We start from the raw sequence: 17,046 nt of genomic DNA, 5'->3' as shown, positions 1-17,046 counted from the left end.
TCCAATGGCTGCCAGATTTCCAAAGATTGGCAGGCTGCTGAAGCGCGGTTCGAAGCCCGGTGCAGGCGGATCAATCGTGGTCGAAGGTGCCCGCAAGGCGACCGGTGGCAAGGGCAGGACCCGCATCGTCATGACGATGGCAGTGTTCTTCGGCATCTATTCGACCATTGCCGGGCGGCTGGTCTATCTGGGTTTCCAGAATCCCGACCTGTCGGGCGGCCCGCAGAGCCGGGTGACGGCATCGCGACCCGACATCGTCGACCGTAACGGCGAAGTGCTGGCGACCGACATCAAGACCGCGTCGCTGTTTGCCGAACCGCGCCGCATCGTCGATGCCGACGAGGCGATCGAAAAGCTGTCGACGGTGCTTCCCGAGATCGACTACGAGCAGACATACAACAAGCTGAAGAGCGGCGCCGGGTTCGTCTGGCTGCAGCGGCAACTGACGCCGAAGCAGCAGGCCGACATCATGCAACTCGGCATCCCCGGATTCGGCTTTCGCACCGAAAAGCGCCGGTTCTATCCGGCCGGTGAAACCTCGTCCTACATTGTCGGCCTCACCAACATCGACAATCAGGGCATCTCCGGCATGGAGAAATACATCGACGAACAAGGCTTGAGCGACCTTCAGGCGTCGGGTCTGGCGGTGGCCAAGGATTTGAAGCCGGTGCAGCTCTCGATCGACCTGCGCGTCCAGCATATCGTGCGCGATGAGGTCGCCACCGGCATGGAAAAGTACCACGCGATCGCGGCGGGCGCCGTCGTGCTCAACGTCAAGACCGGCGAGGTGCTGGCGATGGCGTCGGTTCCGGATTTCGATCCGAACAACCCCTATAACGCGCAGGACAAGGACAGGCTCAACCGTATGTCGGCCGGCCTCTATGAAATGGGGTCGACCTTCAAGAGCTTCACCACCGCCATGGCGCTCGATTCCGGCAAGATAACGCTGCAAAGCCGTTTCGACGCGTCGCGCCCGATCAGGATCGGCCATCAAACCATCCATGATTTCCATGGCAAGGGCCGGGTACTGTCGGTGCCGGAAGTGTTCATCTACTCCTCCAATATCGGCTCTGCCAAGGAAGCCGAAGCGGTTGGCATCGACGGACACCGCGAATTCCTGCATCGCCTGGGAATCCTCGAGAAGATGCAGACCGAACTGCCGGAAGTGGCTCGGCCGACCGAGCCCAAGGTCTGGAAGCAGGTCAATTCGATCACGATCGCCTTCGGCCACGGTGTGTCGACGACGCCGCTGCAGACAGCGGTCGGCTGCGCCGCGCTGATGAATGGCGGCTATCTGATGGACCCGACCTTCCTGCCGCGCACGCAGGAGCAGGCGATGGCGGTGGCCAAGAAAGTGGTCAGCGACAAGACGGTCGAGGGCATGCGCTATCTCTATGCACTCAATGCCGAAAAGGGATCCGGCCGCAATGCACGGGTGCCAGGATACCGGGTGGGCGGCAAGACGGGAACGGCGGAGAAGGTTGTCAACGGCCGTTACTCGAAGGAAAAGAATTTCAACGCCTTCGTTGCGGCTTTCCCGATGGACGATCCGCAATACATAGTGCTTACGATCGCCGACGAACCGAAGCCGGAAAAGCCCGGCATGGGTGCAACGGCCGCCTCGAACGCGGGCATCATGGCTGCAAACATCATCCGACGTGCGGCTTCCATGCTTGGCGTGAAGCCAGATTTCAGCCATGAAAATGGTGCAACGCTGGTTTCCTATCAGTGATTCTTGGGGCGCGCCGGCAACTGCGCGCTATTTTGTTGCGATGAACGGGGTTCGATGAAGCTGAAAAATCTAGCCGGTATCCTGCCTGTCGAGGGGACAGCTTCCTTCGACATGGAGGTTACAGGGATTTCGTCGGATTCCCGCCAGGTAACACGGGGCGTCGTCTTTTTCGCGCTCACCGGCTCCAAGGCGGATGGCGCAGCCTACGCAGCCGATGCCGCGAGCCGAGGCGCTGCAGCAATCGTGGTCGGCAAGGGCAGTGCCGTCGCCGGGCTGCCAGTCCCGGTTCTTGTCGTAGACGATCCGCGCCTTGCACTGGCGCTGAGTGCTGCACGTTTTTTCGGCATGCAACCGCAAACCATGGTCGCGGTGACCGGAACCAGCGGCAAGACCTCGGTCGCCGCATTCACCCGGCAGATATGGGAGCAGGCGGGTTTCGCCGCCGCCTCGATCGGCACGACCGGCGTGGTGGCGCCGGGCCGCAACGAATATGGCTCGCTGACCACGCCGGATCCGGTGGCACTGCACAGGCTGCTCAAGGAGCTGGCGGAGGCCGGCGTCACCCACGCCTCGATGGAAGCGTCCAGCCATGGCCTCGACCAGCGCCGGCTCGACGGCGTCAAGCTTGCGGCCGGCGGCTTCACCAATCTCGGCCGCGACCATATGGACTATCATCCGACGGTCGAGGACTATCATCGCGCCAAATTGCGTCTGTTCGACGCGCTGCTGCCGAAGGGCGCGCCGGCGGTCATCTTTGCCGACGACCCGTGGTCGGAGCCGACGATCAAGGCGGCGCGGGCAGGGGGACTGAATGTGCTGACGGTCGGCCGCCACGGCGATTTCCTGCGGCTGAAGCGGGTTGAGCACGAGCGCCACCGCCAGCGCGCCGAGGTCGAAGCGGACGGCGTTCTCCATGAAGTCGACTTGCCGCTGGCCGGCGACTTCCAGATTGCAAATGCGCTGGTGTCGGCCGGCCTCGCCATTTCGACTGGAACATCTGTTGCCAAGGCATTGATGGCGCTGGAGAAATTGAAGGGCGCGCCGGGACGGCTCGACCTTGTCGGGACGGCCGCTAACGGCGCACCGGTCTATGTCGACTACGCGCACAAGCCGGATGCGCTGGAAAACGTGCTGGCTTCGGTACGCCCCTTTACCACCGGCCGCGTCATCGTCGTATTCGGCTGCGGCGGCGACCGCGACCGGGGCAAACGGCCGATCATGGGCGAAATCGCCACAAGGCTGGCCGACATCGTCATCGTCACCGACGACAATCCCCGCTCGGAAGTCCCCGAGACGATCCGCGCCGCAATCCTCGCGGCGGCACCTGGCGCGATCGAGATCGGCGACCGGCGCAAGGCCATTCACGAGGCGGTCGGGATGCTACATGCCGGCGACACGCTGATCGTGGCCGGCAAGGGTCATGAGGAAGGCCAGACCATCGGCACCGAGACGCTGCATTTTTCCGATCATGAGGAAGTTCGCTCGGTGCTCAGGGAGCAAGCGGCGTGAGCTATCTGTGGACCTCCGAGGCGCTGGTTGCCGCCATGGATGGCCGGCCGCTCGGTCCGATGCCTGAAGGCATCGCCGGCATTTCCATCGACAGCCGCAGCCTGCAGCCGGGAGACGCTTTCTTCGCCATCAAGGGCGAGGCGATGGACGGCCATGATTTCGTCACCGCCGCCATCAAGGCGGGCGCCGGCGTGCTTGTCGTCGCCGAGGGCAAGCTGCCGTCGCTGGGGCGGCTGACGGCACCGATGATCGTCGTCGAGGACGTGCTTGTCGCTCTGGAAAAGCTCGGCGTTGCCGCGCGCGCACGATCAAAGGCCAGGGTGATTGCCGTGACCGGGTCGGCGGGCAAGACCACCACCAAGGAAGCGCTACGCCACGCTCTCTCCGCGGTCGGTACGGTGCATGCATCGGCCCAGTCGTTCAACAATCACTGGGGCGTGCCGCTGACGCTGGCGCGCATGCCACAGGATTGCGACTATGCCGTCTTCGAGATCGGCATGAACCATCCCGACGAGATCCGGCCTCTGGTCAAGATGGTCCGGCCGCATGTCGCCATCGTCACGTTGATCGCGGCGGCTCACCTCGGCTTCTTCCGCAACCTGGACGAGATCGCCAAGGCCAAGGCAGAGGTTTTCGAGGGATTGGAGCCCGGTGGCGCCGCCCTTCTCAACCGCGACGATGCGCGCTGGAAGCTGCTGGAGAAGATGGCCAAAGAGGCCGGCGTCGAGCATGTCTACGGGTTCGGCGAGAATGCCCGGGCGACCTTCAAACTGATCAAATGCGAGCTCAATGCCGATCACTCGGTCATCACCGCCAAGATTGGCGGGCACGAGATTGTCGCCAGGATCGGCGCGCCGGGCCGCCATATGGTGCAGAACGTGCTCGCGGTGCTTGGTGCCGCGCATCTGGTCGGCGCCGACGTCACCAGAGTTGCGCAGGCGCTGGCCGATCTTTCGCCCGAACGCGGACGCGGCAAGCGCTATGTGTTGCGTCACCCCAACGGGCCGATCACGCTGATCGACGAGAGCTACAACGCCAATCCGGCGTCGATGAGCGCTGCAATGGCACTGCTCAACACAACGCCGGTGTCGGGCGAGGGCAGGCGCATTGCCGTGCTCGGTGATATGCTCGAGCTCGGCAGCCATTCGGCGAAATTGCATGCCGCGCTTGCCGGTCTGATCGTCGGCACCGACACGCGCACGGTCTTTCTCGGCGGTCCGGAAATGCGGGCGCTGGCCGACGTTTTGCCCGGCGAGATCAAGACGGAATACCGCGCCGGTGCGGAAGATCTGAAACCGATTCTTCTATCGGAATTGAAGCCCGGCGACGTGGTCATGATCAAATCGTCGAAGGGCATAGGCTTTTCAAAGCTGGTCGAGGCGTTGCTCGGCAAGTTTCCGGCGGAAGCCACAACCAGCAGACAGACCTAGGATCGGTCCGGGGGACGAAAGCGCATGCTAACACTGCTCGTTGAATTTGCGGACAAGATCTCGGTCTTCAACGTCTTCCGCTACATAACCTTCCGCACCGGCGGAGCGCTGATCACAGCGGCACTGATCGTGTTCATTTTCGGACCGACCATCATCAATTCGCTGCGGCTGCGGCAAGGCAAGGGCCAGCCGATCCGTGCCGACGGGCCGCAGACGCATTTCAAGAAGGCGGGAACGCCGACAATGGGCGGACTGATGATCCTGTCCGGCATCGTCGGTTCGTCGCTGCTGTGGGCGAACCTGTCGAGCATCTACGTCTGGGTGGTCCTGCTGGTGACGCTGGGATTCGGCTCGATCGGCTTTTACGACGATTATCTCAAAGTAACCAAGCAATCGCATCTCGGCTTTTCCGGCAAGGCGCGGCTGGGGCTCGAATTCGTCATCGCCGGCATCGCCGCCTGGGTGATCATGCATAACGGCCAGGCGCCGTTCTCGTCATCGTTGACATTCCCTTTCGCCAAGGAGTTTCTCGTCAATCTCGGCTGGTTCTTCATCCCGTTCTCGTGCTTCGTCATCGTCGGCGCCGGCAATGCGGTGAACCTGACCGACGGTCTCGACGGGCTGGCGATCGTGCCGATCATGATCGCCGCCGCATCCTTCGGCGTCATCGCCTATCTCTCCGGCAACGCGGTGTTCGCCGAATATCTGCAGATCCATTTCGTGCCCGGCACCGGTGAACTTGCGGTGGTCCTTGGAGCGGTGATCGGCGCCGGGCTTGGCTTCCTCTGGTTCAATGCGCCGCCGGCGGCGATCTTCATGGGCGACACCGGCTCGCTGGCGCTGGGTGGGCTGATCGGCACGGTTGCGGTGGCGACCAAGCACGAGATCGTGCTGGTCATCGTCGGCGGCCTGTTCGTCGTCGAGATATTCTCGGTCATCATCCAGGTCGGCTACTTCAAGATGACCGGCAAGCGCGTCTTCCTGATGGCGCCGATCCACCATCATTTCGAAAAGCTCGGCTGGACCGAAAGCCAGGTGGTGATCCGCTTCTGGATCATCGCCGTCATCCTGGCGCTGGTCGGCCTGTCGACCCTGAAGCTCAGATAGGAGGCCGCTTGATCCCCGCCGCATCCTTTTCAGGCAAGCGCGTTTCGCTCTTCGGGCTCGGTGGCTCGGGGATTGCCACGGCGCGCGCGCTGATCGAGGGCGGCGCGGATGTGCTGGCCTGGGACGACAATCCCGACAGCGTCGCCAAGGCCGGCGCGGTCGGCATCACGACAGCGGACCTGCGCGGTGCGGACTGGGCGAGGTTTTCCGCCTTCGTGCTGTCGCCCGGCGTGCCGCTTACGCATCCCAAGCCGCACTGGACCGTCGAGCTGGCGCGGGGCTCAGGCGTGGAGATCATCGGCGACATCGAGCTTTTCTGCCGCGAGCGGATGCTGCTGGCACCGGCAGCACCTTTCATTGCCATTACCGGCACCAACGGCAAGTCGACGACCACGGCACTGACGGCGCACATCCTAAAATCGGCTGGGCGCGACACGCAGATGGGCGGCAATATCGGCCGCGCGGTGATGACGCTCGATCCGCCGCAGCCTGAACGGCACTATGTGGTTGAGTGCTCTTCCTACCAGATCGATCTTGCCCCTTCGATCAATCCGACGGCCGGTGTGCTGCTCAACCTGACGCCGGACCATCTCGACCGCCATGGCACGATGCAACACTACGCCTCGATCAAGGAGCGGCTGGTGGCCGGCAGCGAGACGGCAATCATCGGTGTCGACGATTCCTGGTGCGCCCAGATCGCCGATCGGCTGGAGCGGGCCGGCCGGCAGGTCATCCGCATCTCCAAGCGCCTGCCGCTGACCGACGGTTATTTCGCTGACGGCACCAACTTAATGGAAGCCGTGCACGGCCGCTACAGCCGTGTCGCCTTCCTCGAAGGCATCGGCTCGTTGCGCGGCCAGCACAATGCGCAGAACGCGCTGGCCGCCGCCGCCGCCTGCCTCAAGGTCGGGCTCGAGCTCGGCGAGATCCAATCCGGATTGGAGAGTTTCCCTGGGCTGGCGCACCGCATGGAGCAGGTCGGCCGCAAAGGGCATGTGCTGTTCGTCAACGATTCCAAGGCGACCAATGCCGATGCCGCTGCACCGGCGCTGTCGAGCTTTGCGCGTATCTACTGGATTGCCGGCGGCCTGCCGAAAGAGGGCGGCATCGAGCCGTTACGCGGCTTCTTCCCGCGCATCGCCAAGGCCTATCTGATCGGCGAAGCCGCACCGGCCTTTTCGGCGACGCTGGGCGAAGCGGTGCCCTATGAGATATCAGGCACGTTGGCGGCGGCAGTCGAACACGCCGCCCGCGATGCGGCCAGGGATAGTAGCGGCGAGGCAGTGGTGTTGCTGTCGCCGGCCTGCGCCAGTTTCGACCAGTTCAAGAATTTCGAAGTCCGCGGCGAGGCGTTCAGGCAAGCCGCAACCGCCATTGATGGCGTGAAGCCCATCGGAGGGACACGATAATGCAAAGCCGTCTCGACAAAAGCCCTGTGGCGACCTGGTGGTGGACAATCGATCGCTGGTTCCTGGCGGCGTTCCTGTCGCTGATGGGGCTCGGCATCGTTTTGTCCTTCGCCGCAAGCCCGGCGGTGGCCGAGCGCATCGGGCTAGACAGTTTCCACTTCGCGACACGCCAGATTATCTTCACCATTCCGGCGCTTGGGGTAATGCTGGCCGTCTCGTTCCTTGAATCCAGGCAGATCCGGCGCATGGCGCTGGTCATGTTGTGCATCATGCTGTTTCTGATGGTGGCGGTGCTCTATATCGGCGTCGAGGTGAAGGGCGCGCGGCGCTGGGTGTCGCTAGCCGGCCTGTCGATCCAGCCGTCCGAGTTCCTGAAACCGGCCTTCGTCATCATCTGCGCCTGGTTGTTCGCCGAGCACAAGCGCCAGCCCGACATTCCGGGCAATTTGTTCGCCATGTTGCTGCTTGCACTGGTCATCTCGCTGCTGGTGGCGCAGCCTGACCTTGGGCAGACCATGCTGGTGCTCGGCACCTGGGGAGTGATGTTCTTCATGGCCGGATTGCCGTGGCTGTGGATCGTCGCGCTGGGTGCTGCAGGCGTCGGCGGCGTGTTCGCCGCCTATGCAGTGTTCCCGCACGTTGCCGGCCGTATCGACCGCTTCATGACCGGCGAGGGCGACACGTTCCAGGTCGACATGGGCCGCGAGGCGCTGATCAATGGCGGCTGGTTCGGCGTCGGGCCGGGCGAGGGTACCGTCAAGCGGGTCATCCCCGACAGCCACGCCGACTTCGTCTTCTCGGTCGCCGGCGAGGAATTCGGGCTGATCATGTGCTTCTTCATCATGTCCATCTTCGGGTTCATCGTGCTGCGCGGCCTCAACGCGGCACTCAAGGAGCAGGACGATTTCACACGCTATGCGGTTAGCGGCCTGGTCACGGTCTTCGGCCTGCAGTCGGTCATCAACATGGCCGTCAATCTGCAGCTGATGCCCGCCAAGGGCATGACGCTGCCGTTCATTTCCTACGGCGGTTCCTCGCAGATCGCGATCGCCATCTCGATGGGCATGGTGCTGGCGCTGACGCGCAAGCGCCCGGAAAAGCGCAAGCAGCTGGGCTTCATGCCGTCGCCGCGTGCGATGCCGGCGGAGTGAGATGGCCAAGGGGGTCATCCTTCTGGCGGCGGGCGGAACGGGCGGACATCTGTTCCCGGCCGAGGCACTGGCGCACGAACTGACCGGGCGCGGCTGGGCGGTGCACCTGGCGACGGACGAACGCGCCGAGCGCTTTGCCGGGCAGTTCCCGGCGGCCGCCATCCATCCGATCCAGTCGGCGACGATGGGGTCGAAAAATCCTTTTGCCGTGCTCGCCGCATTTTGGAAAATCTGGCGCGGGGTGCGGCAGGCATCGGCCGTCATCGCCAGCGTCAAGCCCGCCATCGTAGTCGGCTTCGGCGGCTATCCGACGCTGCCGCCGCTTTACGCGGCGACCCGGCGCAAGGTGCCGACGCTGATCCACGAGCAGAACGCGGTGATGGGCCGCGCCAACCGGGCGCTCGCCGGCCGCGTCGACGCTATTGCCGGTGGTTTCCTACCGGAAGACACAAGTGCTACAGGCGTCAAGACGGTGACCACCGGCAATCCGGTCAGGCCGCAAGTGCTGGAAGCGGCGAAGACGCCTTATGCCGCATCGGCCGGTGAAGAGCCGTTCCGATTTCTGGTGTTTGGCGGCAGCCAAGGCGCGCAGTTCTTTTCCGATGCGGTGCCGGCGGCGATCGCCCGGCTTTCCGATGCACAGCGCAGGCGGCTGGCGATCACCCAGCAGGCGCGCGCCGACGATGTGCCGCGGGTGAAAGCGGCCTATGCCACGCTTGACATCGAGGCCGAGGTGTCGCCCTTCTTCACCGACATGGCGGCGCGGCTGGCGGCGGCGCATCTGGTGATGTCGCGCTCCGGCGCATCGACCGTATCGGAAATCGCGGTGATCGGCCGGCCGGCGCTGCTGGTGCCTTATCCGCACGCGCTCGACAACGACCAGGCGGCGAATGCGGCGGCCCTTGCGGCAGCGGGCGGCGCCGAGGTGCATCCGCAATCCACGCTTTCGGCGGAGCGGATCGCCGTGCTTGTCGGTGGGCTGATGGATGATCCAGGCAAGGCGGCGACAATGGCCGCGGCGGCGAAATCGTCCGGAAAACCGGATGCCGCGCGGTTGCTCGCCGATCTGACAGAGGCTATTGCGTCCAGGAAAACCGTTTCGGAATTCAGGAAGGAGACGCACGCATGAAGATGCCGCAGACGATCGGCCTCGTGCATTTCATCGGCATTGGCGGCATCGGCATGAGCGGCATCGCCGAGGTGCTGCACAATCTCGGCTACAAGGTACAAGGGTCCGACCAGGCCGAAAGCGCCAATGTGCAGCGGCTGCGCGACAAGGGCATCGAATGCTTCGTCGGCCATCAGGCCGAGAACCTAGGCGAGGCCGAAGTGGTCGTCGTCTCCACCGCAATCAAGAAATCCAATCCGGAACTGAAGGCCGCGCGGGAAAAATTGCTTCCCATTGTCCGCCGCGCGGAGATGCTGGCAGAGCTGATGCGTTTCCGCCAAGCGGTGGCGATCGGCGGCACGCATGGCAAGACGACGACGACTTCGATGGTGGCGACGCTACTCGAAGCCGGCGGGCTCGACCCGACGGTAATCAATGGCGGCATCATCAATGCCTATGGCACCAATGCCCGCATGGGAGACGGCGAATGGATGGTGGTCGAGGCCGACGAGAGCGACGGCACCTTCCTCAAGCTGCCGGCCGAGATTGCCGTCGTCACCAATATCGACCCCGAGCACCTCGACCATTACGGCTCCTTCGACAAAGTGCGCGAAGCGTTTCGTCAGTTCGTCGAGAATGTGCCGTTCTACGGCTTTGGTGTGATGTGCACCGACCATCCCGAGGTGCAGGCGCTGGTCGCCCGCATCGAGGACCGGCGCGTCATCACCTATGGCGAAAATGCGCAGGCCGACGTGCGCTTCACCAATCACCGCATGGACGGCCCGACCTCGGAATTCGACGTGGTGATCCGCGACCGCAAGACGCACGGCCAGATAACGATATCAGGCCTGCGGCTGCCCATGCCCGGGCGCCACAATGTCTCCAATGCGACGGCGGCGATTGCCGTCGCGCATGAGCTCGGCCTTTCGGCTGAGGCAATCAAGAAGGGCCTGTCGTCTTTCGCCGGCGTCAAGCGGCGCTTCACCCATACCGGTTCGTGGAACGGTGTCGATGTGTTCGACGATTACGGTCATCATCCGGTCGAGATCACGGCGGTACTGAAGGCTGCGCGCAGCGCCACCAAGGGTCGCATCATCGCCGTTACCCAACCGCATCGCTTCACCCGGCTGCGCGATCTGTTCGACGAGTTTTCCGTCTGCTTCAACGACGCCGATACGGTAATGGTGGCGCCCGTCTATGCAGCCGGCGAGGAACCGATCGACGGCGTCACGTCCGACGCACTGGTGTCGCGCATCCGCTCCGGCGGCCATCGCGACGCACGCTACATCGAAGGTCCGGCGGCGATTGCGCCGATCGTGCGCGAGGTGGCGAAGCCGGGCGATTTCGTCGTCTTCCTCGGCGCCGGCAACATCACCCAATGGGCCTATGCGCTGCCCAAGGAACTCGGCGGGACCATCTCATGATGCGCGGCCAGGCGTTGATCGAGAAGCTTGGCGACCGGCTTGCCGGACTGCGCGGCCGCATCACGCCCAATGCCGAGATGGACAAGATCACCTGGTTTCGAGCCGGCGGGCTGGCGGACGCATTGTTCCAGCCGGCCGACGAGGACGATCTTGCCACGTTCCTGAAGGCGGTGCCGGAGGAAATTCCGCTGACCATCGTCGGCGTCGGCTCGAACTTGCTTGTCCGTGACGGCGGCATTGCGGGCTTTGTCATCCGGCTTTCGGCCAAAGGCTTTGGCGAGACCGAAGTGATTGCGCCGACCACGATCAAGGCGGGTGCCGCGACACCCGACAAGCGCCTTGCGGCCGTTGCCTACGAGGCCGGCATCGGTGGCTTTCATTTCTACCACGGCATTCCCGGCGCCATTGGCGGAGCGCTGAGGATGAACGCCGGCGCCAATGGCGTCGAGACGCGCGAGCGCGTGGTCGAGGTACGGGCACTCGACCGCAAGGGCAATGTTCATACGCTGAGCAATGCCGATATGGGCTATGCCTATCGCCATTCAGCGGCGCCGTCCGGGCTGATCTTCACGTCGGCGCTGCTCGAAGGCATTCCTGAGGACAAGGCGGCGATCAAGGCCGCGATGGATGCTGTCCAGAACCATCGCGAGACCGTGCAGCCGATCCGCGAAAAGACCGGTGGCTCTACCTTCAAGAATCCTGAGGGCACCTCCGCCTGGAAGGAGATCGACAAGGCCGGCTGCCGCGGCCTGATGGTCGGCGGGGCGCAGATGTCGCCGATGCATTGCAACTTCATGATCAACACCGGAACGGCCACGGGCTACGAGCTTGAATATCTCGGTGAGACGGTGCGTGCGCGCGTGCTCGAAAGATCAGGCATCCGGCTGCAGTGGGAGATCAAGCGCATCGGTAATTTTCGGCCGGGCCATGCCGTCCAGGAATTTCTCGGGCAGTTGCTTTAGGCAAGCTGACCGCCGTTGCCTTTCGGACTCATGAATTCACATTTTGCTGCCGTTTTTGCGGAAAGTGAATCCATCGGAATCGTAAGCACTTGCCAGCGAATCAACTCTCTGATTCTCTGCCCTGAAGCGTTTCCTGATTTGAGTCGTTTCGACGCGTTACTCGCGTTTCCGTCTGGGGGGCAACCTGCCGGGAGACTCGGACTCAATGTTGCGGAAACACGGGAGCGAAGTTGCTCGGGCGCATTTGAGTGCGCGCGATGCTTTTCGGGGCATGCACGATGGTGCAGGCCTGCTGTGAGAGGAAATGACGGGGAATGACAAGCAAGCATGTGGCCGTTCTTCTGGGGGGATTCTCGTCCGAGCGGCCCGTGTCCCTGTCGTCGGGTAAGGCCTGCGCCGATGCGCTCGAGGGAGAGGGCTACCAAGTCACCCGCGTCGACGTCTCGCGCGACATCGGCTCGGTGCTCAGCGCGCTCAAGCCTGACGTCGTCTTCAATGCGCTGCACGGCCCTTTCGGCGAGGACGGCACCATCCAGGGCATCCTCGAGTACCTCGCCATTCCGTACACCCATTCCGGCGTGCTTGCCTCGGCGCTCGCGATGAACAAGGAACAGGCCAAGAAGGTCGCCAAGGCGGGAGGCATTCCGGTGGCGGAATCGAAGGTAGCCAATCGCTTCGCCATTCAGAACAAGCACCCGATGAAGCCGCCCTATGTCGTCAAGCCGGTCAACGAAGGGTCGAGCTTCGGTGTCGTCATCGTCCATGAAGGCCAGTCGCATCCGCCGCAGATCATCGGCTCGTCCGAGTGGAAATATGGCGATACGGTCATGGTCGAGCGTTATGTGCACGGGCGGGAATTGACCTGCGCGGTGATGGGCGATGTGGCGCTCGGTGTCTGCGAGATCATCCCGACCGGCCATTCCTTCTACGACTATGATTCAAAATACGTCGCGGGCGGATCAAAACACGAATGCCCGGCAAAACTTTCACCGAATATTTACCAAAAAATACAGACACTGGCGCTCAAGGCTCACCAAGCTATCGGCTGTCGGGGCGTTTCCCGGTCGGACTTCCGTTATGACGATCGTCACTCCGAAAACGGCGAAATTGTCTGGCTCGAGGTCAACACCCAGCCGGGCATGACGCCGACGTCTTTGGTGCCGGAAATCGCCGCGCAAGCGGGACACTCGTTCGGCGATTTGTTGAGTTGGATGGTGGAGGACGCTTCGTGTCTGCGTTGAAGTGGGGACAGGGCAAGGGGAAGGGCGCGGCCGGGCCGGCGCTGTTCGGCATGCCGTTGTCGTTCGACCATTTCGTGCTGCCGCGCCTGCTCCGCCGGCCGGTGCGCGTGCTGGCGCGCCTCGGCGAAGGCGACTTCGAAGCGCCGCCCTATTGCGCTGCCATGCTGTCGGCGGCACTGCTTGTTTCGAGCAGTGCCTATGGCGCCTATCTCGGCGGATATTCCGACGCCATCGTCCAGAGTGTCACCGCCCGCACCGGCTTTGCGGTCGACCAGGTCAAGGTCGTCGGCAACCGCGAAACGTCCGAGATCGATATTCTCGACAGGCTGGAACTCGACGGCTGGACCTCGCTGATCGGCTTCGATGCCGAAGCCGCGCGCGAACGCATCACCACGCTACCCTGGGTCGAAGCCGCGGCAGTGCGCAAGGTCTACCCGCATACGCTGGAAGTGCGCGTCGAGGAGCGCGAGCCGTTCGCGTTGTGGCAGCAAGGCAGCGCGCTTTCGGTCATCGAGAAATCCGGCACCGTCATTGCGCCGTTCTCCGGCGGCAAGCAGATATTGCTACCGCTGATCATCGGCACCGGCGCACCGGCCAAGGCGCCGGATTTCCTGGCCAAGATCAAGAATTATCCGGAGCTCGCCGCGCGGATCAAGGGCTATATCCGCATCGGCGAACGGCGCTGGGATCTCAAGCTTGAAAACGGCATCACGATCAAGCTTCCCGAAGACGGTGAGGATCAGGCGATTGCCGACCTGGTCAGGATGGATCACGAGAACGGGCTTTTGACGCGCGACATCGCCGCCGTCGACATGCGCCTTTCCGATCGTCTGGTCGTCCAGTTGACGCCGGAAGCGGCGACACAGCGCCAAGCCGCGCTCGACGAAAAGCCCAAGATGCTGAAGCGCAAGCCGGAGACGAAGATATGAGCTGGCTTGGCGGCAATAGCGATGCCTCGTCGCGCCGGTCCGGCATCCTGACGGTGCTGGATGTCGGCTCCAGCAAGGTCTGCTGCGTGGTGGCCAAACTCAAGCCGCGCGACGATGGCAAGCTGCTGCGCGGACGCTCGCATCGCGTCCAGGTGATCGGCATCGGCCACCAGAAATCGCAAGGCGTGAAATCGGGCGTCGTCATCGATCTCGACCGTGCCGAGCACGCCATCCGTCTTGCCGTCGACGCCGCCGAACGCATGGCGGGACTGACGGTCGATTCGCTGATCGTCAACATGACTGCCGGCCGGCTGAAGAGCGAGGCTTTTTCGGCCACCATCAATCTCGGCGGCCATGAGGCCGACGAGGCCGACATCAAGCGCGTGCTTGCCGCCGGCGCCAAGCAGGCGTTGCGGGCCGAGCGCGAGGTGATCCATTCGCTTCCCGTAGCCTTTTCGCTGGATGCCGAGCGCGGTGTGCGCGATCCGCGCGGCATGGTTGGCGACCAGCTTGGGGTCGACATGCACGTGCTGACAGGCGACGCAGCGCCCTTGCGCAATCTGGAGCTCTGCATCAACCGCTCGCATCTGTCGGTTGAACGCATGGTGGCGACGCCCTATGCCAGTGGGCTTGCTGCGCTCGTCGACGACGAGCTCGAAATGGGCGCGGCCTGCATCGACATGGGCGGCGGCACGACGACGATCTCGGTGTTTTCGGAAGGCAAGTTCGTCCATGGCGATGCCATCGCGATCGGCGGCAACCACGTCACGCTGGATATGGCCAAGGGCCTGTCGACCTCGCTCGATGCCGCCGAAAGGCTGAAAGTGATGCATGGCTCGGCGCTGCCTGGCAGTGCCGACGACCGCGACCTGGTTTCCATCCATCCGATCGGCGAGGACGGCGAGGTGCCGTTGCAGATACCGCGCTCGGTGATGACGCGCATCATCCGCGCCCGCATCGACGAGACGCTGGAATTGTTGCGCGACCGGCTGAACAAATCCGGCTACGGCAACGCCGTCGGCAAGCGCGTGGTGCTGACCGGCGGTGCCAGCCAGCTTGCCGGCCTGCCAGAAGCTGCACGCCGCATTCTCGGCCGCAATGTGCGCATCGGACGCCCGCTTGGCGTGGCAGGCTTGCCCGAGGCGGCCAAGGGGCCGGCTTTCTCGACCCCGGTCGGACTTCTGATCTATCCACAGATGGCGAGCTTCGAGAGCCGGCCGGCGAAGGGAATTTCCGGTCTTCGGATGACCGGAACAGGCGGAAAACTGCATCGAATGAGTCAGTGGTTGAGAGACAGTTTTTAATTTTGACGGGGACAGCCCCATAGGCGGCCGCGGCGGCGAAGCGGCGGGAAAGGCAAAGGACGAAGACAATGACCATCAATCTGCAGAAGCCGGACATCACCGAGCTCAAGCCGCGCATCACCGTGTTCGGTGTCGGCGGCGGCGGCGGCAATGCCGTCAACAACATGATCACCGCCGGCTTGCGCGGCGTCGAGTTCGTGGTGGCCAACACCGACGCGCAGGCACTGACGATGTCGAAGGCCGAGCGGCTGATCCAGCTCGGCGCGCATGTCACCGAAGGTCTCGGCGCCGGATCGCAGCCTGAAGTCGGGCGCGCGGCGGCGGAGGAATGCATCGACGAGATCATCGATCATCTCTCCAACACGCATATGTGCTTCGTCACTGCCGGCATGGGCGGCGGCACCGGCACCGGGGCGGCTCCCGTCGTTGCCCGCGCTGCCCGCGAAAAGGGTATCCTCACCGTCGGCGTCGTCACCAAGCCGTTCCACTTCGAAGGCCAGCGCCGCATGAAGACGGCCGACATGGGTATCGAGGAACTGCAGAAATGCGTCGATACCCTGATCGTCATTCCCAACCAGAACCTGTTCCGGCTGGCCAATGACAAGACCACCTTCGCCGATGCCTTCGCGATGGCCGACCAGGTGCTCTATTCGGGCGTTGCCTGCATTACCGACCTGATGGTCAAGGAAGGCCTGATCAATCTCGACTTCGCCGACGTCCGCTCGGTCATGCGCGAAATGGGCAAGGCGATGATGGGAACCGGCGAGGCTTCGGGCGAGGGCCGCGCAATGGCCGCGGCGGAAGCCGCCATCGCCAACCCGCTGCTCGACGAGACCTCGATGAAGGGCGCCAAGGGCCTGCTGATCTCGATCACCGGCGGCCGTGACCTGACCCTGTTCGAAGTCGATGAGGCTGCAACCCGCATTCGCGAAGAGGTCGACCAGGACGCCAACATCATTCTGGGCGCCACCTTCGACGAGGAACTCGAAGGCGTCATCCGCGTGTCGGTGGTCGCCACCGGCATCGACAAATCGGCGGCCGAAATCGCTGCCGCGCCGATCGCCATCCGCGCGGCTCCGCCGAAGCCGGTCAGCCGCCCGGCGGCCCAGGTCACGGAAATGCGCCCGGCGCCTGTCCAGCAACCAATCTATGAACCACGTGCTGCCGACCCGGTCGCCGAGGCCATTCAGCTCGCCGAAGCGAATGCGGCAGCGATGGCGCAGGCCCGCCCGGCACCGGTCGCCCATGCGGAAGACTTCCGTCCGCAGAGCAAGATCTTCCAGGCGCCTCCGGCTCAGCCGCAGCCGATGATGCAGCCAGCGGTTCAGCAAGCGATGCAGCCTGCTCCGCATCGTGAAATGCCGCAGCCGGTTGCCGCAGCACCCCAGCGCATGCCGCGGGTCGAGGATTTCCCGCCGCAGGTGAAGGCCGAAGTGGAAGCCAAGGCGCGCCCGGCCGACCACGAAAACAGCGGCCCGATGGGCTTGCTCAAGCGCCTGACCAACGGCTTGACCCGCCGCGAAGAGGAGCCTGCAAGGCTGCAGCCGGCGCAGCCGCGCGAACCGAAACTGCGCCAGGCGCCGGCGGAAGTGCGCCGCCTTGCCAGCCAGGATCCGCAGCTTTACGCGCCGCGCCGCGGCCAGCTGGACGAGCAGGGCCGACTGACGCCGCAGAGCCGGGCTGTCCAGGAAGACGATCAGTTGGAGATTCCCGCCTTCCTGCGCCGACAGGCCAATTGAT

At 63.8% G+C, this 17,046-nt stretch carries 13 protein-coding genes; all 13 read left to right on the top strand.

Going from position 1 to position 17,046, the window contains the following annotated elements:
* Nucleotides 1–4 precede the first annotated feature (4 nt).
* Nucleotides 5–1,732 (top strand): peptidoglycan D,D-transpeptidase FtsI family protein, encoded by a 1,728-nt coding sequence (locus tag NKH99_RS19020; RefSeq protein WP_352524267.1) that lies wholly within the window; start codon nt 5–7, stop codon nt 1,730–1,732.
* Between the two features lie 54 nt (nt 1,733–1,786).
* Nucleotides 1,787–3,241, top strand: a complete 1,455-nt coding sequence (locus NKH99_RS19015; RefSeq protein WP_353014992.1) for a UDP-N-acetylmuramoyl-L-alanyl-D-glutamate--2,6-diaminopimelate ligase — start codon at nt 1,787–1,789, stop codon at nt 3,239–3,241.
* Complete coding sequence (locus NKH99_RS19010) at nt 3,238–4,671, top strand: UDP-N-acetylmuramoylalanyl-D-glutamyl-2,6-diaminopimelate--D-alanyl-D-alanine ligase (RefSeq protein ID WP_353014990.1); 1,434 nt, start codon at nt 3,238–3,240, stop codon at nt 4,669–4,671. The genes NKH99_RS19015 and NKH99_RS19010 overlap by 4 nt, the downstream gene beginning before the upstream one ends.
* Nucleotides 4,672–4,695: 24 nt before the next feature.
* On the top strand, nt 4,696–5,778 hold the full coding sequence (gene mraY, locus NKH99_RS19005; protein WP_023676767.1) for a phospho-N-acetylmuramoyl-pentapeptide-transferase: 1,083 nt from the start codon (nt 4,696–4,698) through the stop codon (nt 5,776–5,778).
* A gap of 8 nt (nt 5,779–5,786) precedes the next feature.
* Nucleotides 5,787–7,187: a UDP-N-acetylmuramoyl-L-alanine--D-glutamate ligase gene (murD, locus tag NKH99_RS19000; RefSeq protein WP_352570481.1), complete on the top strand. Its 1,401-nt coding sequence runs from the start codon at nt 5,787–5,789 to the stop codon at nt 7,185–7,187.
* Nucleotides 7,187–8,338: a putative lipid II flippase FtsW gene (ftsW, locus tag NKH99_RS18995; RefSeq protein WP_353014989.1), complete on the top strand. Its 1,152-nt coding sequence runs from the start codon at nt 7,187–7,189 to the stop codon at nt 8,336–8,338. The genes murD and ftsW overlap by 1 nt, the downstream gene beginning before the upstream one ends.
* 1 nt (nt 8,339) lies before the next feature.
* Nucleotides 8,340–9,467, top strand: coding sequence for an undecaprenyldiphospho-muramoylpentapeptide beta-N-acetylglucosaminyltransferase (murG, locus tag NKH99_RS18990; protein WP_353014987.1), 1,128 nt, complete (start codon nt 8,340–8,342; stop codon nt 9,465–9,467).
* Nucleotides 9,464–10,870: a UDP-N-acetylmuramate--L-alanine ligase gene (gene murC / locus NKH99_RS18985; RefSeq protein ID WP_352619500.1), complete on the top strand. Its 1,407-nt coding sequence runs from the start codon at nt 9,464–9,466 to the stop codon at nt 10,868–10,870. The genes murG and murC overlap by 4 nt, the downstream gene beginning before the upstream one ends.
* On the top strand, nt 10,867–11,832 hold the full coding sequence (gene murB / locus NKH99_RS18980) for a UDP-N-acetylmuramate dehydrogenase (RefSeq protein ID WP_031211769.1): 966 nt from the start codon (nt 10,867–10,869) through the stop codon (nt 11,830–11,832). The genes murC and murB overlap by 4 nt, the downstream gene beginning before the upstream one ends.
* A gap of 314 nt (nt 11,833–12,146) precedes the next feature.
* Nucleotides 12,147–13,073 carry a D-alanine--D-alanine ligase gene (locus NKH99_RS18975; protein ID WP_353014985.1) on the top strand — a complete coding sequence of 309 codons (927 nt, stop codon included), beginning with the start codon at nt 12,147–12,149 and terminating at the stop codon, nt 13,071–13,073.
* A complete protein-coding gene (locus NKH99_RS18970; RefSeq protein WP_352456163.1) occupies nt 13,061–14,002 on the top strand; it encodes a cell division protein FtsQ/DivIB in 942 nt (313 codons plus the stop codon). Before NKH99_RS18975 ends, NKH99_RS18970 begins: the two co-directional genes overlap by 13 nt.
* A complete protein-coding gene (ftsA, locus tag NKH99_RS18965; protein ID WP_023676759.1) occupies nt 13,999–15,306 on the top strand; it encodes a cell division protein FtsA in 1,308 nt (435 codons plus the stop codon). The genes NKH99_RS18970 and ftsA overlap by 4 nt, the downstream gene beginning before the upstream one ends.
* 68 nt (nt 15,307–15,374) lie before the next feature.
* On the top strand, nt 15,375–17,045 hold the full coding sequence (ftsZ, locus tag NKH99_RS18960; protein ID WP_254818983.1) for a cell division protein FtsZ: 1,671 nt from the start codon (nt 15,375–15,377) through the stop codon (nt 17,043–17,045).
* Nucleotide 17,046: the final 1 nt, after the last annotated feature.

This window comes from Mesorhizobium sp. M0854, assembly GCF_040319815.1.
GTDB lineage: Bacteria > Pseudomonadota > Alphaproteobacteria > Rhizobiales > Rhizobiaceae > Mesorhizobium.
The sequence above is the reverse complement of the archived record's forward strand: the minus strand, read 5'-3'. Positions and strand labels throughout refer to the sequence as shown.

Bases quoted from the DNA above. Each gene is read 5' to 3' on its own strand.
- NKH99_RS19015 (WP_353014992.1), top strand. From the start codon at position 1,787: ATGAAGCTGAAAAATCTAGCCGGTATCCTGCCTGTCGAGGGGACAGCT.
- NKH99_RS18975 (WP_353014985.1), top strand. From the start codon at position 12,147: ATGACAAGCAAGCATGTGGCCGTTCTTCTGGGGGGATTCTCGTCCGAG.
- mraY (WP_023676767.1), top strand. From the start codon at position 4,696: ATGCTAACACTGCTCGTTGAATTTGCGGACAAGATCTCGGTCTTCAAC.
- ftsA (WP_023676759.1), top strand. From the start codon at position 13,999: ATGAGCTGGCTTGGCGGCAATAGCGATGCCTCGTCGCGCCGGTCCGGC.
- ftsZ (WP_254818983.1), top strand. From the start codon at position 15,375: ATGACCATCAATCTGCAGAAGCCGGACATCACCGAGCTCAAGCCGCGC.
- murC (WP_352619500.1), top strand. From the start codon at position 9,464: ATGAAGATGCCGCAGACGATCGGCCTCGTGCATTTCATCGGCATTGGC.
- ftsW (WP_353014989.1), top strand. From the start codon at position 7,187: ATGCAAAGCCGTCTCGACAAAAGCCCTGTGGCGACCTGGTGGTGGACA.
- murG (WP_353014987.1), top strand. From the start codon at position 8,340: ATGGCCAAGGGGGTCATCCTTCTGGCGGCGGGCGGAACGGGCGGACAT.
- murB (WP_031211769.1), top strand. From the start codon at position 10,867: ATGATGCGCGGCCAGGCGTTGATCGAGAAGCTTGGCGACCGGCTTGCC.
- NKH99_RS19020 (WP_352524267.1), top strand. From the start codon at position 5: ATGGCTGCCAGATTTCCAAAGATTGGCAGGCTGCTGAAGCGCGGTTCG.